This is a genomic window from Rhizobium sp. 11_C7_N12_5 (assembly GCF_051811145.1).
In the GTDB taxonomy this organism is placed as follows: domain Bacteria; phylum Pseudomonadota; class Alphaproteobacteria; order Rhizobiales; family Rhizobiaceae; genus Rhizobium; species Rhizobium lusitanum.
On the sequence record NZ_JBPWPY010000002.1, the window covers coordinates 1,366,585 to 1,384,896 of the forward strand.

The 18,312-nt window shown below is 57.3% G+C and carries 11 protein-coding genes and 1 pseudogene; 9 read left to right on the top strand and 3 right to left on the bottom strand.

The genetic code is table 11. From position 1 onward, the window contains the following. Nucleotides 1-214 precede the first annotated feature (214 nt). Nucleotides 215-1,117 carry an alpha/beta hydrolase-fold protein gene (locus AB8B29_RS25425; RefSeq protein WP_037200283.1) on the top strand — a complete coding sequence of 301 codons (903 nt, stop codon included), beginning with the start codon at nt 215-217 and terminating at the stop codon, nt 1,115-1,117. Between the two features lie 403 nt (nt 1,118-1,520). On the opposite strand, the gene AB8B29_RS25430 is transcribed toward AB8B29_RS25425, so the two are convergent. Next, on the bottom strand, nt 1,521-3,446 hold the full coding sequence (locus AB8B29_RS25430; RefSeq protein WP_156143690.1) for a hypothetical protein: 1,926 nt from the start codon (nt 3,444-3,446) through the stop codon (nt 1,521-1,523). 691 nt (nt 3,447-4,137) lie between these two features. Here AB8B29_RS25430 and bcsN point away from each other — a divergent pair. The 6 genes from bcsN to AB8B29_RS25460 all read left to right on the top strand — a co-directional run bounded on the left by bcsN (nt 4,138) and on the right by AB8B29_RS25460 (nt 14,453). Further along, nucleotides 4,138-5,121, top strand: coding sequence for a cellulose biosynthesis protein BcsN (gene bcsN, locus AB8B29_RS25435; protein WP_037200281.1), 984 nt, complete (start codon nt 4,138-4,140; stop codon nt 5,119-5,121). 57 nt (nt 5,122-5,178) lie between these two features. After that, complete coding sequence (bcsA, locus tag AB8B29_RS25440) at nt 5,179-7,368, top strand: UDP-forming cellulose synthase catalytic subunit (protein WP_037200279.1); 2,190 nt, start codon at nt 5,179-5,181, stop codon at nt 7,366-7,368. Then, nucleotides 7,368-9,842, top strand: a complete 2,475-nt coding sequence (locus AB8B29_RS25445) for a cellulose synthase BcsB subunit (protein ID WP_037200278.1) — start codon at nt 7,368-7,370, stop codon at nt 9,840-9,842. Before bcsA ends, AB8B29_RS25445 begins: the two co-directional genes overlap by 1 nt. Further along, nucleotides 9,839-10,888 (top strand): glycosyl hydrolase family 8, encoded by a 1,050-nt coding sequence (locus AB8B29_RS25450; RefSeq protein WP_037200276.1) that lies wholly within the window; start codon nt 9,839-9,841, stop codon nt 10,886-10,888. The genes AB8B29_RS25445 and AB8B29_RS25450 overlap by 4 nt, the downstream gene beginning before the upstream one ends. A 14-nt stretch (nt 10,889-10,902) precedes the next feature. Continuing rightward, the gene (locus AB8B29_RS25455) at nt 10,903-13,284 is read left to right on the top strand and encodes a cellulose synthase (RefSeq protein WP_439006921.1); all 2,382 of its coding nucleotides are present in this window, start codon (nt 10,903-10,905) and stop codon (nt 13,282-13,284) included. A gap of 225 nt (nt 13,285-13,509) precedes the next feature. Continuing rightward, nucleotides 13,510-14,453, top strand: a protein-coding gene (locus AB8B29_RS25460) for an IS630 family transposase (protein WP_439006789.1) whose coding sequence is annotated in 2 segments (ribosomal slippage) — nt 13,510-13,834 and nt 13,834-14,453 — 945 coding nt in all. Because the reading frame shifts where the segments join, the coding sequence is not laid out codon by codon here. Nucleotides 14,454-14,466: 13 nt separating this feature from the next. On the opposite strand, the pseudogene AB8B29_RS25465 reads toward AB8B29_RS25460, so the two are convergent. Then, a pseudogene (locus AB8B29_RS25465) lies at nt 14,467-15,159 on the bottom strand (IS5 family transposase); the annotation flags it as partial. Nucleotides 15,160-15,204: 45 nt separating this feature from the next. Here AB8B29_RS25465 and AB8B29_RS25470 point away from each other — a divergent pair. Further along, a complete protein-coding gene (locus AB8B29_RS25470; protein ID WP_037200273.1) occupies nt 15,205-15,513 on the top strand; it encodes a hypothetical protein in 309 nt (102 codons plus the stop codon). Between the two features lie 167 nt (nt 15,514-15,680). On the opposite strand, the gene AB8B29_RS25475 is transcribed toward AB8B29_RS25470, so the two are convergent. Beyond that, nucleotides 15,681-16,895, bottom strand: coding sequence for an IS701 family transposase (locus tag AB8B29_RS25475; protein ID WP_439006094.1), 1,215 nt, complete (start codon nt 16,893-16,895; stop codon nt 15,681-15,683). A 119-nt stretch (nt 16,896-17,014) separates the two neighbouring features. Between AB8B29_RS25475 and AB8B29_RS25480 the strand changes: the two genes are divergently transcribed. Then, nucleotides 17,015-18,118: an acyltransferase family protein gene (locus tag AB8B29_RS25480; protein WP_051964182.1), complete on the top strand. Its 1,104-nt coding sequence runs from the start codon at nt 17,015-17,017 to the stop codon at nt 18,116-18,118. Nucleotides 18,119-18,312 lie beyond the last annotated feature (194 nt).

The following is an 18,312-nucleotide window of genomic DNA, read 5'->3' on the forward strand; positions in this document are numbered from 1 at the left end:
AATACATGACTTTAATAGTCATCTTTTTTGTCGATATCGGATCTTTGACGCACCAAAGTTGCCTCCAAGGGAGGGACACCGCAAAAATTGCGAGGTTGAAGCTCCTGATCTGCTTGGCAAATTTCGATTCTAATAATATGAGGTATCTTGTCATCTTTTTGAAGCGGCAGCCTCTTTTGCGCCGCGCCCGCCCTTGCGATCGCCCAGAGAGACCATGCCTCACCCGTTATCACTCAATGCAGCGGTTCCGCTGACGCCTGTTACACTTGCGGGCGCAACATTTGCCGATATCACCTTCGAAAACGCCGATCAGCCGCACAGGATCTTTCTCTATCGACCCGATAAATCGCCCCCGCCCGAAGGGTGGCCGATTCTTTATCTGACGGACGGGAATGCCTGCTTTGCAACCGCCGTCGACGCGCTCAAAGTGCAGGCCGCCTATCCGAACGGTACCAATATCTGTGAAGGCGTTATCGTCGCTATCGGCTATCCATCGGACGAACCCTACGATCCGCTGAGGCGCTCCTGGGATTTGAGCCCGCCACCTGGGCGGACCTATCCGCCATTTTTCCCTGGCGCGCCGGATGTCAGGACAGGTGGAGGAGAACGCTTCCTCAAGCTGATCGAAAACGAACTGAAGCCCTGGGTAGAAAAGCAGGTTCCGGTCGATCGGTCACGCCAGGCGCTTTTCGGCCACTCGTTCGGCGGCTTGTTCGCCCTTTATGCGTTGTTTTCGAAGCCAGACGCCTTCAGCCGCTTGATTGCGGCGAGCCCGGCGATCTTCTGGGAAGATGCAGCGATCCTTGCGACTGAAAGAGCGCTCCTGGACAATCTTGAGGCTCCCCTCGATATCGAGCTGCACCTTTCGTCCGGCGAATATGAAGGCGAGAAGCTCGCGCCTTTCCACAAGGGCACGCCCGATGAGCACAAAAGGCAGGAGCGCGCCAAGGAAACTCGCACGATCGAACTCGCCCGTGACATGGCGCAGCGATGGACAACATCGGCGTCGTTCGCAGGGACTGCCATATTCGAGGAATATCCCGGCGAGAACCATATGTCTGTTCTTCCGGCCGCCTTGAACAGGGCTATTCAGATTGCGTTCCGTAAAGTGATGTAAAGACTGAATTGACACATTTGGCTATGGTTGCTGATGAGGATTCAGCCGCCGCCACGTCGCCCGTACAAGATGAACCGGGCCACTTGGGAATCTGAGGATTCGCGATAATCGGTATCAGAAGTTCCCGGAAATTGAATTCTTCGAATTTTTATTTGCCGAGTGGGGGGAAGAACCACAGACTTGGGCGGCGGATTTGGCGCGGGAATGGGAAGTCAACGTTGCCCCTTGGGGAAGAGGAAAGCTGCCTTGATTATAGTTAGCCTTCATGCACAACGACGAGCCCATCTTGCTACATCTCGACATCAATGAGGCTTGTCAATAGAGGTCATACAGTTGATTAAAGCCTTGAATGCCTACGAGACACTCACTGCCGTCAGGTGATGTTCTGAGAGTTTTTGTGTATCTATCGTGCCATTTCTGCTAGAGCACAATCTCTCGAGATAAGCTGCCGCCCCTCGTAGCGCCCAAAATGAATATAGTGAAACACCGGATTTGCCCCTGAATCCTTCACGTCAAGGTTGTCCCTCAAATAGCAATTTGTACTGAAGCTGGGGCCAGGATCGCGACCTTCACGCCAGCCATAACGAAAATAATGCCAAAGTGGGTTCAATCCTGCTTGACGCACGTCTTCGTAATGTTCGAGATACCAGTTGCTATCGAATACCACATTTGGTTGAAATCCGTGGCAAAAGCCACATTCAATATAGTGAAGGGCAGCAGTAAGAGCCGCCTCAGCCGGGCGTTCTGCAACTCGAATTACATGGTCCGGATAGTGTAAGCAGTAGTAATCAACATCGAAAAGCCCACTGCTCAAAAGCAACTTGGCAAACTTGCGGCGGCGCAGAGTGATTGGTATCAGCCGCTCGATAATTGGACGTTCTGCTTCGAGTTTGGCGGAGTAGAACGCTGCCTCAGCATTAATCAGATCAACGCGAATTTTCCTGACATAATTTCTGTGAGTCTCTTCGATCTCCGCCAGGACATCAGTGTGGTTGCGGTGTGCTCTGGCAAGCTCTTCCGTTCGGGTTGCTTCTAGAGTTGCCATGGTTTGCGATGACTGAAACCAAACTTGTTCCAACTCCTTTGACATTTGTTCCAAACTCGACGATAGGGCGCATTTTGCGCCTTCTGCCTGTTCTAATCTTTCTGCGAGCACGTCACGCTCAATTTTTATGCCTTCATGCGTCCTCAATACGCTGTCGCGTTCTTTTGACATAGTAAGGAGCGCTTCAGCGAGCTCGTCATGATTGCCTTGTGCCTCGACAAGAGCCGTCTCAAGATTGAACTTGCAATCGCTCAGAGCATCGCGATCTGCTTTGACAGTAGACAGGATTTCGGCAAGCTGTTCCTTCTCACGTATCGCCTCTGCGAGCGCCATTTCCAAATTAGCGTTGCGGGTAGTCTGAACCTCCAATTCTCGGCGATGCGTATCAAGCTCTCTCGCTTGAGTCTCCCTAGCATTACGCGACACCTCGCGAGCCGCTTCGAGATCAATCTCATTGTCGATCAATAGACACTCAAAAGCACTACTCGCTTGGTCTAGGGAAAAACGAACGTCATCGAGTTCCGCCTGCGCCGAAGCTGAAAAACGATTGCGAGTGAGCTCAACAAGCGCGCTGTATGCACGTGACGTCCATTCTGTCGTCTTGACTTGCGATTCATAGTGCACAAGTTCTGCCGAGAGGAAGATATCAATCTCATGTGCGACATGGTCTGACAGGCGCGGCCAGACAAGGCTTGTCTCCGAGGCGATCCGCTGGCAAACCAGCCGCCAGTCTTGACGAAACTCTGTCCACGTGAAAATCGATCGTTGCACAGAGCGCGTACCATATTCCGCATCGAGAACGTGCCGCAGCCAAAGAAGCAACCCTTGAGACAAAGGCAAACCGTGAACCGCCTGCACAGATTGCGCAACTTCAAATGGATGACGGATAGGAATGACAACGCGCGGCGTCTTGGAGATATCCTTTAATACGTCAAACCAAAATGGTGCAAATCGACAAACACGAGGATCTTTTAGTATTGGAAGGGGTTGGTCGCCAAATTCATCAGCAAACAACTCTTTCGCACGTTGCCTGAAATTAACAGCTTCTGGGGATAGAAACCATGAAGGATTGAATGGACGCCAATCACTCCATACCGACCCGGCGGAGAGAAGAAGTTCGTCATGAAACATCATAAATGATGTAGATTCGAAATAGCCGAGTGCATTTCCGGAATTTGCCGGCATCAGGTGTTTTGGCGCCGCACAACCAAGTTTCGTCAGCACACCGGCTACAGAACTGGTGCCACTACGATGCATCCCCAATACCATCACAACGTCGGTCATGGTTATGACGTAACCCGCTATAAATTTGATAAAAACTTCTGTATTTTCACAGCCTTAAGCTATTATTTATATATACTTAAGTGTCACAAGCACCCGAATTGAAGATTATGTGGCTTGATACAAGGTTTGAACCAGAAGCGTCAAGACCTTTGATATCAGAGAATCTGAGCTCTCTCAGTTTGAGCCCGACTGCCGTGCATCAAGCTTCCTACCGTGGTTTAGTAGCCGTGGGCCAGAACACCTTTCGAAGAGGAAAGCCCACATCGATTCAAAGAAGTTGGAAAGCTCGAGCGTAGGTGATCTGAACTCTTCAGAATGAGCCATTGAAAGACGACTCCTAGGGGTTCAACGAACCAGCGATCGTCATCGTAAATTGAAAAAGCACCAAAGCGCTATTCCACGATCCGGCTTTAAACGAATGGTGGTCAGTGCGGGAGGCACATCGCACACTTGGATTACGATACAAAATTTCGGCTCATTCAGCAGACGCAAACTCGACTATGCGACGACATTGAGGCTGAATTGTCAATCGGAGTAGCTGACCTTACTCATCACAATCAAAAAATCTCTATTAACCGGCGGTTAACCATAATCCCGCTTATTCGTGCTATCAAAAGGACTTGATTCCCAGCTCCACCGCGCAATTTAGCGGATAATATAACACAGAAACACTTTGCCGTGACCCGACAAGATGCACCTTCTTAAAACGATAGCGCTGATGACGTTAGCCGGCTTGACGGCAGGATGCACTACAACGGGTCACATTAGGCAGTCGATCGGTGTCGAAACGGTTGACAATGACAAGGCGCTGGCTTTTCCGCCGCCCGGTGGTCCGGCGATCGTGAATGTGGTCGAGCGCAGGCATGCAAAGGATGTCGAGCAGACGATTTCGCTTTCAACGTCGTCTTCCGTCCCCGGCCAGAATTTCCTCAAGGTGCAGTTTCTCGGCCTGACGGGATCCAATCCAGGGCTCGGCAGCAGGCCGTACAACACGATCAGCGACCTCGCGATAGCCCGCGAGATGGCATCGGCCGTGCCCGGTGTACGGCTGGCACGCTCGGCGACCTTCGTGCAGAACAGCTACGGACCGTTCGGCTATGCTTCGGGCCAAAGCAGAAATGGCGACACCTGTCTCTATGCCTGGCAGCAGATCCAGGCAGGTTTTTCTCCGCCGGTGGAGCAGCGCAATTTCGGTATGGTGCAGGTTAGGCTCAGGCTTTGCGACGCACACGCAACCGAGCGCCAGCTGCTGGGCACAGTCTACGGCTACACGATCGCCGGCCGTTTCGACGCCGCCGCCCTGAACCCGTTCGGAGCTCCGCGGGGTGCCGACGCCCTCTTGGGCAAGCCCGGCGAGCCGGTTTATCCTGACGCGGCCGCCTATCGCGCTCCCCCGATCAGCATAGGCTACCAGACCGCTCCAGTGGCAGCGCGCCGCTTCGTTCCGCGCCGGCCGGTCGTCGTTCAGCCGCAGGCCGCCCCAGCGCTGCCGCCAATGATTGGTCCGCGCGTGCCGCTCCCCGATGGGCCGGGCGACACGCCGCAGACGGGAGCTGCAGGCAGCGCACCGGCGACCACGGCGCAGCATCCGCCCGCAGCCGCTGGAAGCAGCGTCATCGTGCCTTTACCGGACTGTAACGGAGATGCAGGCATATCTGAAGCTTGCCGCCGTTAAGCGGGACGACGTCGGGGCGCCAGGATGGCGCCTGGCAATACCCTTGAAGGAAGATCGATGCAGACAGCAAGCAGCATCTTGATATGGGCCGTGATCGCGCTGTGCGGGGTGGTGCTTATAACGTTGCCGGTCAACCTTCAAACGCAGCTGATCGCCAGCACCGTTGTCGTCACGATGATGGCGATCATCAAGATCCTCAAGCGTCAGGGCACCTGGCGGCTTGTCGCGCTCGCCTTCGGCACGGCAATCGTGCTGCGCTATGTGTATTGGCGGACGACGAGCACGCTGCCGCCCGTCAACCAGCTTGAAAACTTCATCCCGGGGCTGCTGCTCTATCTCGCCGAAATGTATAACGTGGCGATGCTGATGCTCAGCCTCTTCATCGTCGCCACACCCCTGCCCCCGCGCACGGCCCGTGCCTTGAAGACGCAAAATTTTCCATCCGTCGACGTCTTCGTGCCGTCCTACAACGAGGACACCAATCTTCTCGCCAATACGCTCGCCTCCGCCAAGGCGATGGACTACCCAGCCGATAAGCTCCGAGTCTGGCTGCTTGACGACGGCGGCACGGCACAGAAGCGAAATTCCACCAAGGTACTTGAATCCCAGGCTGCCATTGCTCGCCATGACGAGCTCAAACAGCTATGTGTGGAGCTCGACGTCGAATATCTGACGCGCGAGCGCAACGAACACGCCAAGGCCGGCAACCTCAACAATGGACTCGAACATTCCGATGGCGACCTGATCGCTGTCTTCGATGCCGATCACGCGCCCGCGCGCGATTTCCTGCGCGAGACGGTCGGCTACTTTGAGGACGATCCGAAGCTCTTTCTCGTCCAGACTCCGCATTTCTTCATCAATCCCGACCCGCTGGAGCGCAATCTGCGCACCTTCGACAGCATGCCGAGCGAGAACGAGATGTTCTACGGCATCATTCAACGCGGTCTGGACAAGTGGAATGCAGCCTTCTTCTGCGGCTCCGCAGCCGTGCTTAGCCGCAAGGCACTGGAATCCCAAAACGGCTTCAGCGGCATCAGTATTACCGAAGACTGTGAAACCGCACTTGCGCTCCATGGCGCCGGCTGGAACAGCATCTATGTCGACAAGCCGCTGATCGCCGGGCTGCAGCCCGCAACGTTTGCGAGCTTCATCGGCCAGCGCAGCCGATGGGCGCAGGGCATGATGCAGATTCTGCGCTTCCGCTTCCCGCTGCTGAAGCGTGGTCTGACCCTGCCCCAGCGCCTGTGCTACATGTCCTCGACGCTGTTCTGGCTCTTCCCGTTTCCGCGCGTCATTTTCCTGTTCGCGCCGCTTTTCTATCTGTTTTTCGATCTCGAGATATTCACGGCCTCAGGCAGCGAATTCCTTGCCTATACGCTTGCCTATATGCTCGTGAACCTGATGATGCAGAACTATCTCTATGGCTCCTTCCGCTGGCCGTGGATTTCCGAGCTCTACGAATATGTCCAGACGGTGCATCTGTTGCCCGCCGTCATCTCGGTCATGCTCAACCCCCGCAAGCCGACCTTCAAGGTCACGGCCAAGGACGAATCGATCTCCGTCAGCCGTCTTTCCGAAATCAGCCGCCCATTCTTCGTCATATTTGCCGTACAGGTCATTGCGCTGGCGGTGACCATATACCGCGTCTATGCCGAGCCCTATAAGGCTGATGTCACGCTCGTCGTCGGCGGCTGGAACGTAATCAACCTGATCCTCTCCGGTTGCGCGCTGGGTGTCGTCTCCGAGCGCGGAGAGCGCGCCTCCTCGCGGCGCGTCAGGGTCGATCGCCGCAGCGAATTCGGCGTCGGCGACAAATGGAATTCCGCCTCTATCGAGGATGTGTCCGTTCACGGCGCCAGATTGAACGTCTTCAACAAGGACATGGGCCTGGTGAAGATCGGTTCCGAAGCCATCGTCCGCTTCCAGCCCTATAGCGGCACCGAGATGGTGACGCTGTCGGTCATCATCCGCAATATCGAGCAGATGGGAGATATCACGACTATCGGGTGCCAATATGTCCCGAAAGGTGCAGCCGATCACCGGCTGATCGCCGATCTCGTCTTTGCCAACTCCGATCAGTGGACGAAATTTCAGCAGGCACGCCGCCGCAACCCTGGCATCATCCGCGGAACGGTGTGGTTCCTGGGTCTATCGCTCTACCAGACCAGCCGGGGCTTGCTCTATCTCTTCAAGGGAGTCGGGGCCGAAAAGGGGCAGCAACGGCAGGACGCGAAGGCGAAAGGCTGATGAGACGCATCCTTCCAGCACTGATCTTCCTCATCACCGCCGCCGTCGCGCAGGCGCAAACGACGCCCTTCGATATGTCGGGTGAACGGCCGAAAGGCGAGCCGCCGGCCACACCGCAGATTTTCACGCCACAGCCGGCAACGCCGCAGACCGAGGCACCCAAGGCGGTGGCTCCGCTGGTAATTGCTCCCCAGATGACTGCTCCACAAGCGATAGTGCCGCCGGCAGCTACGCCGCAGGTTGTCGCGCCGCATATGACGACGCCCGCCGTCCCTGCTCAAGTGACACCGCAGGCGGCACCGGTTGTGAAACAGGCGGCACCGGCAACACCTGCGTTCCGGCGTTACGTCGTCCCCTTCGCGAAGTTTCGGCTGGAAGGCGAGAACGATCGCAGATCCTGGTCGATCTATCTGACGCCCGAACAGGCGGCGGCACCGGCGAAATTCAATTTTGCCTATCAGAACGCGGTCGTCGTCGCTCCTGAAGCATCGCAACTCACCGTCCTTCTCAACGACCGGGTAGTTCACCAGCAGCAAATCGGTTCGCCCGATAGTGTTTCGGATGTCAGCTTCGACATTCCGCGAGGGCTCTTGCAGCCGGGCGCCAATTTGCTGACGTTCGAGGCGACACAACGCCATCGCACCGACTGCGACATACAATCGACCTATGAACTTTGGTCCGATGTCGATCCGGAAAAAACCTATCTGAGCTTCACCGGCCGCGAGGCTGAGAAACTGTCGACCACCGATGCAATCCGCGCGATCGGCGTCGATGGTGCCGGGAAGACCCAATACAATATCGTGGTGCCGGCGCTGGCTCAACCCGGTACCACCAAGCCGCTGCTGCGGCTTGCGCAAGGCCTGTCGCTCCTCAGCGGCATGCCGAATGAGACGTTCTCCTTTGCCACGGATGGAATACCGCCGGCAGGACCGGGCAAAATGACGGTTGTCGTCGGCACACCTGCAGAACTGCAGCCGGTCTTCGCCGCACCTTCCTCGGCACAGAGCGGCGCGCTGGCGACATTCGCGACCGATCCGCGCAGCGGCCAGCAGCTTCTGCTCATCAGCGGCCCATCCTGGCAGGCGATCTCTGCCGCGATCGATATGGTCGTTTCACCGACCGACAGGGACCCTGGCACCCGTCGCGATCTGCTGGTTACGCAGCGATGGACGGCGCCGGATGCCCCTCTGATCTACTCCGGCACCAGCCTTTCCTTCGAGCAACTGGGCGTGAAGACGACGGAATTCTCCGGGCGTCGCTTCCACACCAGCTTCAACGTGGCGATCCCCTCGGACTTCTATGCGAATGCCTATGGGGAAGCGACCATCCTGCTGGACGCCGCCTATGCAAAGGACGTGCGCCCCGGCAGCCATATCGACGTTTACGTCAATGGCAGCATTGCCACGACGAAACCGATTACTGCCAGCGGCGGTGGCATCTTCCGGCAATTGCCCATCCGCATCACCATGCGCCATTTCAAGCCGGGCCTGAATACATTGACGCTCGAGGCCATGTTGATGACCGACGAGGATACTGCCTGCGCGCCCGCCGCCACGTCCAGCACGACGCCGCGCTTTGCGCTGTTCGACACAAGCCAGTTCCGCATGCCGGATTTTGCAAGGGTCGCACAGCGCCCCAACCTGGCGGCGTTTGCGGGAACCGGCTATCCCTATAATCGCGACACCGAGCCGACCACCCTCTTCATCGATCGGGCCGATGCCGATACGCTGTCGGCGAGCGCAACCCTGCTCGGACAGATGGCGATCGTTGCGGGACACCCGGTCTCCGTGGAGCCGACTAGCTCGCCGAACACGATCAGTGGCCGCAACGCGATCTTCATCGGTTCGATCTCTCAACTACCGTCGACGATCCTTTCGCAAATGAATATCGCGGCGACGAGCCAGGTGGCTTGGCGCCCACCCACTCCAGGGCAAGCCAGCACGCAGGACGCCTCCGTCACGATCGCGGATTGGCGCTCCCGCATCAGCGGTGGTCTGCTGCAGGGTCAATTCGACCGCTTCCAGCAATGGATGCATCGCAACTTCGATATCTCGCTCAGTTCGCTACGCTTCATGCCGAGTTCGGAGCAGGTGTTTACGCCGTCGAATGCCAATACGTTCCTGATCGCCCAGGAAGCCAACTCGACCAACGACGCCACCTGGACCGTGATCACAGCACCGAGCGCCGCAGATCTGCGGGCTGGCGTGGAGGCCATGACGTCGCAACTCGACTGGCCGCAAATCAGCGGTCGCATCACTGTCTATTCCGGCAAGACGGGAAAGATCGACACGGTGCCTGTCAGCCGCTTCGATTTAGTCATGTCGCAGCCCTGGTCGCTGACCAATTATCGCCTGATCGCCGCCAATTGGCTTTCCAGCAATATCTTGTCCTACGCCTTCCTGCTCGTGATCGGTTCGCTGCTGCTCGGCGTCAGCACCGCAAGCATTCTCTCGAAGATCGGCAGGCGCGAATGAGACGCTGGCGCTTCATCCTTGCAATCTGCGGCGCTGTCATCCTGGCGGTAGCCCAACCGGTCGCAGCTCAACATGCTGCGATCGATCCGGAAGCCTGGATCGCCTACAAGACGAAATTCCTCGATGCAAGCGGCCGTATCGTCGACAATGGCAACGGCAACGTCAGCCACAGCGAAGGGCAAGGTTATGGCCTCTTGCTCGCCTATCTCGCCAACAGCCCGGCCGATTTCGAGCAGATCTGGTACTTCACACAAACCGAATTGCTGTTGCGCGACGATGGCCTAGCGGCCTGGAAATGGGATCCCGCCGTCATGCCGCATATAACGGACACGAACAATGCCTCCGACGGCGACCTCTTGATCGCCTACGCGCTGGCGCTTGCGGGATCGGCGTGGAACAAGAAGGACTATCTGCAGGCCGCCGCAACCATGGCAAAAGCGCTTCTTTCCCGTGTCGTGATCGATTCCGGCGGCCGGACGCTGCTCCTTCCCGGAGTTGATGGCTACAAGGCCCCGGGCCGGAAGGATGGCCCCATCATCAATCCATCCTATTGGATTTACGAGGCTATCCCCGTCATGGCGCTGCTGGCGCCCTCCGATCGATGGCAAAAACTGACGGATGATGGCGTTGCCCTGTTGCGCTCGATGCAGTTCGGCCCGCGCAAACTGCCGGCCGATTGGGTGAGCCTGCGCGCAAGGCCGGAACCTGCCGATGGCTTCGAGGCAGAGTTTGGCTATAATGCCATCAGGATACCGCTCTACCTGGCGCGAGCCGGGATAGACGACAAGGTTTTGCTGATACGGCTGCGACAAGGCATGACCGTCGAAGGGGACGAACCGGGCACGATCGATCTGGCAACGGGCAAGCCAAAACAGCTGCTTACCGACCCCGGTTATAGAATTGTTAACGATGTTGTGGCGTGTGTGGTTAACGGAACGAAACTACCCACCTCGGTTCGGCAGTTCGCGCCGTCCCTTTACTACCCGTCCACTTTGCAATTGTTGGGCCTGGCTTTCGTCGCGGAGAAACATCCGGAGTGCTTATAAAATCCACTTTGATCATGGCTTTTATGGCAGTGGCCGTGGCGGGTTTCACCCTCGCGACGAAGGATCATGTCTCGCCTGAAGACAAGTTCAAGCTGGCCAAATCGAGCCGCCTGGAGCCGCAGACTCTGCTTGCCGCCGATATCAAGCCGGGCGGCGCTACGGAACAAACAGTCGATTTACGCGCGGTCGCCGACCGCATTCAGGCGACGGCACCATCCGCCGTCCTGTCCGACGCGCCGAGCAATCCGCAAGCGAATGCGCCGGCGCCTGACGCATTGGCACAGGCCGCACCGCAGTCGACGGCACCCCAAGCTGCTCAGCAACAACCGGCACAGCAGCAGTCGGGCCAGGCTCAACCGGCTAGCCCGCCGAAGGTGGACGAAAGCGCGTTGCGCTATTTCGCCAGCCGCGGCGACAAGGCGCGGCTGCAGGCCGAAATCTCCAGATTGCAAACGCTTTACCCGAATTGGACACCGCCGGCCGATCCGCTTGCCGTTCCTCAAAACAGCGACAAGCAGCTGGAAGCCATGTGGCAGCTCTATTCTGAGGGCCGCTATGCTGAGCTGCGCAAGGCGATCGCCGACCGTCAGACCGCAGAAGCCGGATGGCAGCCGCCCGCCGATCTGCTGGAACGCCTCGACGTCGCCGAAGCGCGCGCGCGCCTCGTCAACGCCTCCGATCTCAAGCAATATGCGACTGTCATCGACATCGCCGCCAACACGCAGAGCCTGCTCACCTGCAGCGACATAGACATTCTGTGGCGGGTGGCGGAAGCCTTTATCCGCACGGATCGGGTCAAGCGCGGGCAGGACGCCTATACCTATATGCTGAAGAGCTGCACCAATCCGCAGGAAAGGCTTGCGACTATCCAGAAAGCCGCGGCACTGCTGTCTTATCAGCCCATGCAGGACCTGCTGGCCCTCGAGAAACCCGACGGCAATGGCGGGCGGGAATTCGACAGCCTAAGGACCGACCTTGCACGCCGTTTCGTGGCGCAGGGCAATGACGATCCGAAACTGACCGTCTCTCAGGACTATCTCTCGCAGGTCGAACGCGTCGCCCGCAGCCAAGGGCTAGCGTCCGATGATTCGCTTCTCGGCTGGTATTACCTGCGCCGCAGCAATTACAGCGACGCGGAGCAGTGGTTCGAGGCCGCGCACGCCAAGGAAGATTCCGCAGCAATCTCGCAGGGCCTGGCATTGGTGCTGATCGCCGACCACAAGCCGCAAGAGGCCGAAGAGGCGATGTACAAATGGCGCAACGAATCCAAGGACGCGATGGCAACCTATCTTGCCGCCACCGCCAATCTGATGGCCTTGCAGCCGCCCGCCAATCTCAGCGAGGACGTCCTTGGACGAATGGCCGGCGAAGTAGTGAAGCAGAAATACGTTCCGACGGCCCAACAATTCGGATGGTATGCTCGTTCGCTGAACCAGCCGCAGGCGGCGGCGCGTTGGTTCGAGACGGCGCTTCGCTGGAAGCCGGACGACGAACCATCCGCTTATGGACTGGCCATCACCCGCAATCAGCTGAACGACCGGCAAGGTGTCGCCGAAGTCCAGCGGCTCTGGGCAGGCCGTTCGCAGCGTATCGCCGTTCTCGGCGAGCCGGCGACGCGCACGCCGACCTCGGCACCCCTGCCCTCTCCGAACCAGACAGTCCAGGTAACACCGCAGATCGCGCCGCAGGGATCGCTCCAAAGCGCGCCTCTGGCGGCTCCCCAAGCAACGCCTCTGGCCCCCATCACGCAACCACCCGTCAACTCGCAGGCCGCCGCGGAGCCCGCAGCGCCCGTTCGCCGCGCGCCACCAGTCGAATACAATCAAGCGGAAGGCCGCACCAGGACGGTCGTACGCGGCGCACGCAGTCCGGCCGGCTGTACAACCACGATCAGTGCCGAACTGCTGGCACCGGCAAACGCGCTATCGCGCGGCTGGTGCCTGATGAACCTCAATCGACCGATGGAAGCCGTGGAAGCCTTTGGCGTCGCGTTGAACAACACCGATCCAAAGTCGCGCGAGGAGGCCGCCTATGGGCAAAGCCTCGCCTATCTGCGAGCCGGGCTTGCCAACAACGCCGCCGTCGCGGCGACCAAAGCCCCCATGAACCACCAGCGCGCCGCTGAATTACAAGTGGCCATTCTCTCGGATCGCGCGCTCTCGGCCTTTTCGGGCAAGCGGTACCATGAGGCCCTCCTCTATCTCGACCAGCGCTCGCAGCTTCAGCAGGAGCGTGTGGACCTGATGGTGCTGCGCGGATACTGCTATCTCAATCTCAAAATGTATGACGACGCTGAGCGCATCTTCACCGCGGTCGCCGCAACCGGCAACCGCGACGGCAATCGCGGCCTACGAGACCTGAGGCTCGCGACCCATCCGCAGCCGGGGGGGTATTAAGGTCAGCTGCCCCATAGTGATCGCTGCAGTCAATTTCAACAATCCAGGCCTCATCTAAGTCGCGGCCTCATAATGTCGAAGGACAACGCGAATGCATGCGAGTTTTGTCATCGCCAGGAAAGTTGAACCTAGAGCGCATCCGTTGAACGCGGAATCGGAATGAGGATTCCTTTGTTGGTCGATTTCTGATTCCATGGCCCGACTGGTGATTTGGTCGGAGGCAATATGACCCGCGCGTTCAGTGATGATCTTCGCAGCCGCGTTCTTGCTGCGTCCCGTGACGGCATGTCGGCACGATCGGCGGCGGCTCGGTTCGGGATCGGCATTTCAACGGCCATCGCGTGGATCGCCAGCGCGAGGCAGGGTCAATTGGCGCCGGCCAAACAAGGACGGCGCGGAGGCTCTCGTCTGGATACCCATGAGGATTTTATCATCGGCATGATCGAGAAGGAAAAAGACATTACGCTCAATGAGATGGTCCTGCGTCTGACTGAAGAGAAGAACGTCTCCATTGGTCGCAGTGCCCTCGATGTCTGGCTGCGCAAGCGCGGCTGGACTTTCAAAAAAAGACCGCACATGCATTGGAGCAGGAAGGTCCCGACCTATTAAAGCGCCGTCGCGACTGGTTCGACGGTCAACTCGATCTCGATCCCGCACGGCTTGTCTTCATCGATGAGACCGGCTTGAGCACCAAAATGTCCCGGCTGCGCGGCCGATCGCTTTGCGGCGAACGTTGCCGAGCCGCGATCCCACATGGGCACTGGAAGACCACGACCTTCACCGGTGCGCTCAGGCTCTCGGGTATGACTGCGCCTATGGTCCTCGATGGTGCGATGAACGGGACTGCGTTCCGGGCCTATGTCGAACAGGTTCTCCTTCCAACATTGACGCGCGGCGACATTGTCGTCATGGACAACCTGCCTGCGCATAAAGCAGACGGCGTGCGGCAGGCTATTGAAGGTGCCGGCTGCCGGCTACTCTACCTCCCACCCTATAGCCCTGACTTCAATCCCATCGAAAAGGCCTTCTCCAAGCTCAAGGCACTTTTGCGAGCCAGAGCAGAACGCACCGTCGAAGCACTCTGGCACACCGTCGGCCAGATCGTCACGCTCTTCAAACCCCAAGAATGCGCTAACTACTTCAAGGCATGCGGTTATGACCCCGAGTAAAATGGACGCGCTCTAGCTTCTCGTAGCGCGTCGCTATGCGTCGAGAGCATTTGAGTTTGTTGAAAAACCGCTCAATAAGATTGCGCTTTCTATACAGCCACGGACTGAAGACGGTTGGGCGTTTCCGGTTCGATTTCGGCGGGATGCTCGCCCACGAGCCTCGCGCTCTCATCATTCCGCGTAGCCAATTTGCGTCGTAAGCTTTATCAGCCAACAGTGTGTCACCATCGCGAACGCCATCGAGCATTTCGGTTGCTGCTGTAAGGTCGTGTACCTGACCGGGCGTGATAACGACTTTGATTGGCAGCCCAAGTCCGTCAATCAAGGCATGGATTTTCGTTGTTAGACCTCCACGACTGCGCCCAACGCAACGATCTGGATGACTTGCTTTCAACGTTGCGGCAGAGTGATGCACCCTCACCGAGGTGCCGTCTATCATCAGAACGCCGCCAGTTTGTGTACTGGTAACCGCTTCCATTATACGATCCCAGACGCCAGCTATCGTCCCGCGCCTGAACCGATTACAGCAAGTCGTATATGGTCCATATCGTTCAGGGACATCTCGCCAAGGTGCTCCGGATCGCAGAACCCAGAAGATGCCATTTAAGACCCTGCGGTCATCAACGCGGGGCACACCTCTTGGTTTATTGGGCAGGATCGGCTCTATCGTTCGCCATTCGAAGTCGGTAAGGTCATATCGGCTCATGCCACCTTGAATCAGCTAACTGGCGCGACACAAAGCGCAGATTTCATGATCTGGAATGTTATTGATCACCGCAGGCGACCCTACCGATGGAAGCAGGTGAACGCCATCATTGAAGCTACAGAGCATGATAATAGCTGCGTTGATGCCGATCAGGCGGAGGAAATGTCGCCATTTGTGGTGATCGATCACGACAGGCGAGACAACGTGTCTGTCCAAGAAGCCATCAACTGGGCGAACCAAGCCGGGTGCCCGGTAACCCTCTACATCTATGATGTGAGCGACGACACTACGGCCCTGCACTTCGATTTTATGGAGAACCGGTTCCCGGAGACCGATAGCAACGCCGGTTTATGAGTTCACGGCCTAGCATTACAGTTGCATTTTTGCTTTCAAATGCGCTCGTCGAGCGGCAGCCTGATGGGCGCGCCTCCAGCATGACCACGCGATGACGTAGGCGGGCTTTATGCGACGCTGGGCAAGCCTTGTGGCGATGCGCCGGACTTCCTGGATAGACCAGCGGATTAAATCCTGATGGGCGGCATCCGCGGTCTTTTTTGGGGCGTCACGTCATTGGCGCGATACCGGATCACCGCCATCATGGCGAAGGCGAGCATGACCAGGGAGACGTGGCGATGCCAGCCATGCCATGACCGGGTTTCGTTGTGATCGAGTCCGAGCTCGTTCTTGGCGGTCTCGAAGCTATCTTCGATGGCCCAGCGATGGCCTTCAACGGAAACGAGCGTCTGGATGCCCGTTCCGGCCGGGCACCATGTGGTGAAGAATGCGAGATCGCCGTCGCTGATATTGCGCCGGATCAGGAGGCCACGGGTCCAAAGGCCCGTTTCCGTCTCGTTATATTCGTCGGCATGGAGATCGGCGAGTTCGCAGTAGGCCCAGTCATGAAGCCGCGCGCCTTTGGTGCCATCACCGGCGGAAAGACGCTGCCATGCTTTTGGATCGAGGTCACGGGCGATCTCCTGAGCTGTGCCGGCGACCGGAGGCTTGCCCGACCAGGAGCCGAAATGGTGGTCCGATTTAACCCCAAGAACGTAGCCTTTGCAGGCTCCGCGCAGGGTCCCTTCAACGTCCCCGACGCCATAGACCGCATCTGCAGCCACCCATGAAAACGGCACATCGGCTGCCAGCGCACGCCGTATCATATCGACAGCCAGGCCTGGCTTGGTAGCGAAGGCTATAGCCTCAGGAACATGGGTGGCTGCAAGCCTTGCCGGATCACCGGTCCAGCTCTTGGGCAAGTACAGGGCTCGATCGATAAAGGCATGACCGCGAACGGACACATAGGCGGCGAACACACCGATCTGGCAGTTCGCTATCTTGCCTGCCGAACCTGTATATTGACGCGAAACACCGCACGATGTCTTGCCCTGCTTGAGGAAGCCCGTCTCATCGATGACCAGGACCGCATCATCGGCGGCGAGGTTTTCCACAACATACTCTCGCACGATGTCGCGAAGTCCATCCGCGTCCCAGCGTCCGCGACCCAAAATGGCTTGCTGCCGCCACGGACCGGGATCCCCGGCCGCCTCAGCGCGCATCCAACCTGTCTTTCGCCGCTCGTCACCCAGCAAGCCGTCCAGGAAAAGGTTCGCGGATGCTGCAACTCGCTCCTGCGTAAACAGTCGCCGCATACGAGCCTTGACGTCACGCAGCGACGATGCCCAAAGTTCCAGCGTCGTCTCGATTGATGCACCCATCATCCATGACCTCCGAATCATGGAGACCCATAGATTCAGAGTTTATAGAAATATGCAACTGTAATGCTAGTCAGGAATTGAAATGCTGTCTCGATTGGTATAGCCCCCAACAAGTATTCTCATCTGACCCATTTCGAGCGATGACCGAAACCAAAAAACGAACCAGGGACCTAGGTCTCGATCATATTCGCGCGCTTGCGGCATTCATGGTTTTCAGCTGGCATTTCCTGCATTACGCGAACGGCTACCCAGTGCCTTTTGAAGGTGCACCATCGATCTTCCCGCTTGCTCTGCTGGATGAGGGGCATACGGGCGTCGCTCTTTTCATGACGTTAAGCGGTTATCTGTTCGCGAAAATTCTTGACGGGAGATCGGTAAACTACCTTGCATTCCTGTCACGTCGAGTGACCCGGCTCCTGCCCTTACTTTTTGCGATGTTGGTAGTGGAGGGCGTGCGGGAGTATGTCGTTGGAGCTGACCTCGTTGGCTATTCAAGGAGCCTTGCGACCGGTCTGATCGAACCGACACTGCCCAATGGTGCGTGGTCCCTGACGGTGGAATTCCACTTCTACCTTTTACTTCCTCTCCTGCTGTTTCTCTGCCGGAAATCGCCAGCGCTTCTTTTCGCGGCGATATTCCTAGCACTCGGTTTGCGAACATTCTTATTCATCAGGAACGGTACCGTTTTCTGGCCCGCCTACTGGACGCTCGCTGGCCGCCTAGACCAATTTGTATTTGGAATTTTGGCCTACCACTACCGTTCTATGATCATCAGGAAACACGTCCTTGCTCTGGTACTAGGGGCAGTGTTTTGCGTATTTTATTATCTATTTGACCGGATGGGCGGCTTCTACCGAATGCCGCAATACCCCTCGCCCTCTCCTATCTGGATTATTCTTCCTACGATTGAAGGGGCTTTCTTTAGCGCACTCATTGCCTACTACGACGGCTCATTCCAACATTCCCGCGGATTGCTGTCACGATTCATCGCAAAGATCGGCAAATATTCCTACTCGATATATCTCTGGCACTTCTATGTCGTATTCCTCATGGCAGACTTCGTGCAACGACACATTATGAATATCTCTTACTACTACATTGGACAGGTCTGGGCGTTGCTTTGTTTCCTCGCGCTGGTTCCGTTCGCCTTCGTTAGCTACCAAATATTCGAGAAGCCCTTCATGAATGTGGGCTTGTCGTATTCAAGGAAAACAGGCCCGCGGCAGCCTTCGCTCGTTGTCTGACCAATTCCATATTCTCGTGACCGAATAACTTAAGAAAACTCGACCTTTTGCAAGCACCATATTTTCCGCCGCCAGCGGGACCTGTTAGCTAGTGCCGGTCGCCCAGGTTGAATGACGTGTGCTTCACAACAGCGCAAGATTAAGAAGATATCAACCACGAACTTAGTTTCCTGTTTGAGGATGGATTTCACCCG

What these genes read in the sequence shown, in the direction of transcription:
- AB8B29_RS25425 (WP_037200283.1), top strand. Translation starts at nt 215, where the DNA reads ATGCCTCACCCGTTATCACTCAATGCAGCGGTTCCGCTGACGCCTGTT.
- AB8B29_RS25430 (WP_156143690.1), bottom strand. Translation starts at nt 3,446, where the DNA reads ATGACCGACGTTGTGATGGTATTGGGGATGCATCGTAGTGGCACCAGT.
- bcsN (WP_037200281.1), top strand. Translation starts at nt 4,138, where the DNA reads ATGCACCTTCTTAAAACGATAGCGCTGATGACGTTAGCCGGCTTGACG.
- bcsA (WP_037200279.1), top strand. Translation starts at nt 5,179, where the DNA reads ATGCAGACAGCAAGCAGCATCTTGATATGGGCCGTGATCGCGCTGTGC.
- AB8B29_RS25445 (WP_037200278.1), top strand. Translation starts at nt 7,368, where the DNA reads ATGAGACGCATCCTTCCAGCACTGATCTTCCTCATCACCGCCGCCGTC.
- AB8B29_RS25450 (WP_037200276.1), top strand. Translation starts at nt 9,839, where the DNA reads ATGAGACGCTGGCGCTTCATCCTTGCAATCTGCGGCGCTGTCATCCTG.
- AB8B29_RS25455 (WP_439006921.1), top strand. Translation starts at nt 10,903, where the DNA reads ATGGCTTTTATGGCAGTGGCCGTGGCGGGTTTCACCCTCGCGACGAAG.
- AB8B29_RS25470 (WP_037200273.1), top strand. Translation starts at nt 15,205, where the DNA reads ATGATCTGGAATGTTATTGATCACCGCAGGCGACCCTACCGATGGAAG.
- AB8B29_RS25475 (WP_439006094.1), bottom strand. Translation starts at nt 16,895, where the DNA reads ATGATTCGGAGGTCATGGATGATGGGTGCATCAATCGAGACGACGCTG.
- AB8B29_RS25480 (WP_051964182.1), top strand. Translation starts at nt 17,015, where the DNA reads ATGACCGAAACCAAAAAACGAACCAGGGACCTAGGTCTCGATCATATT.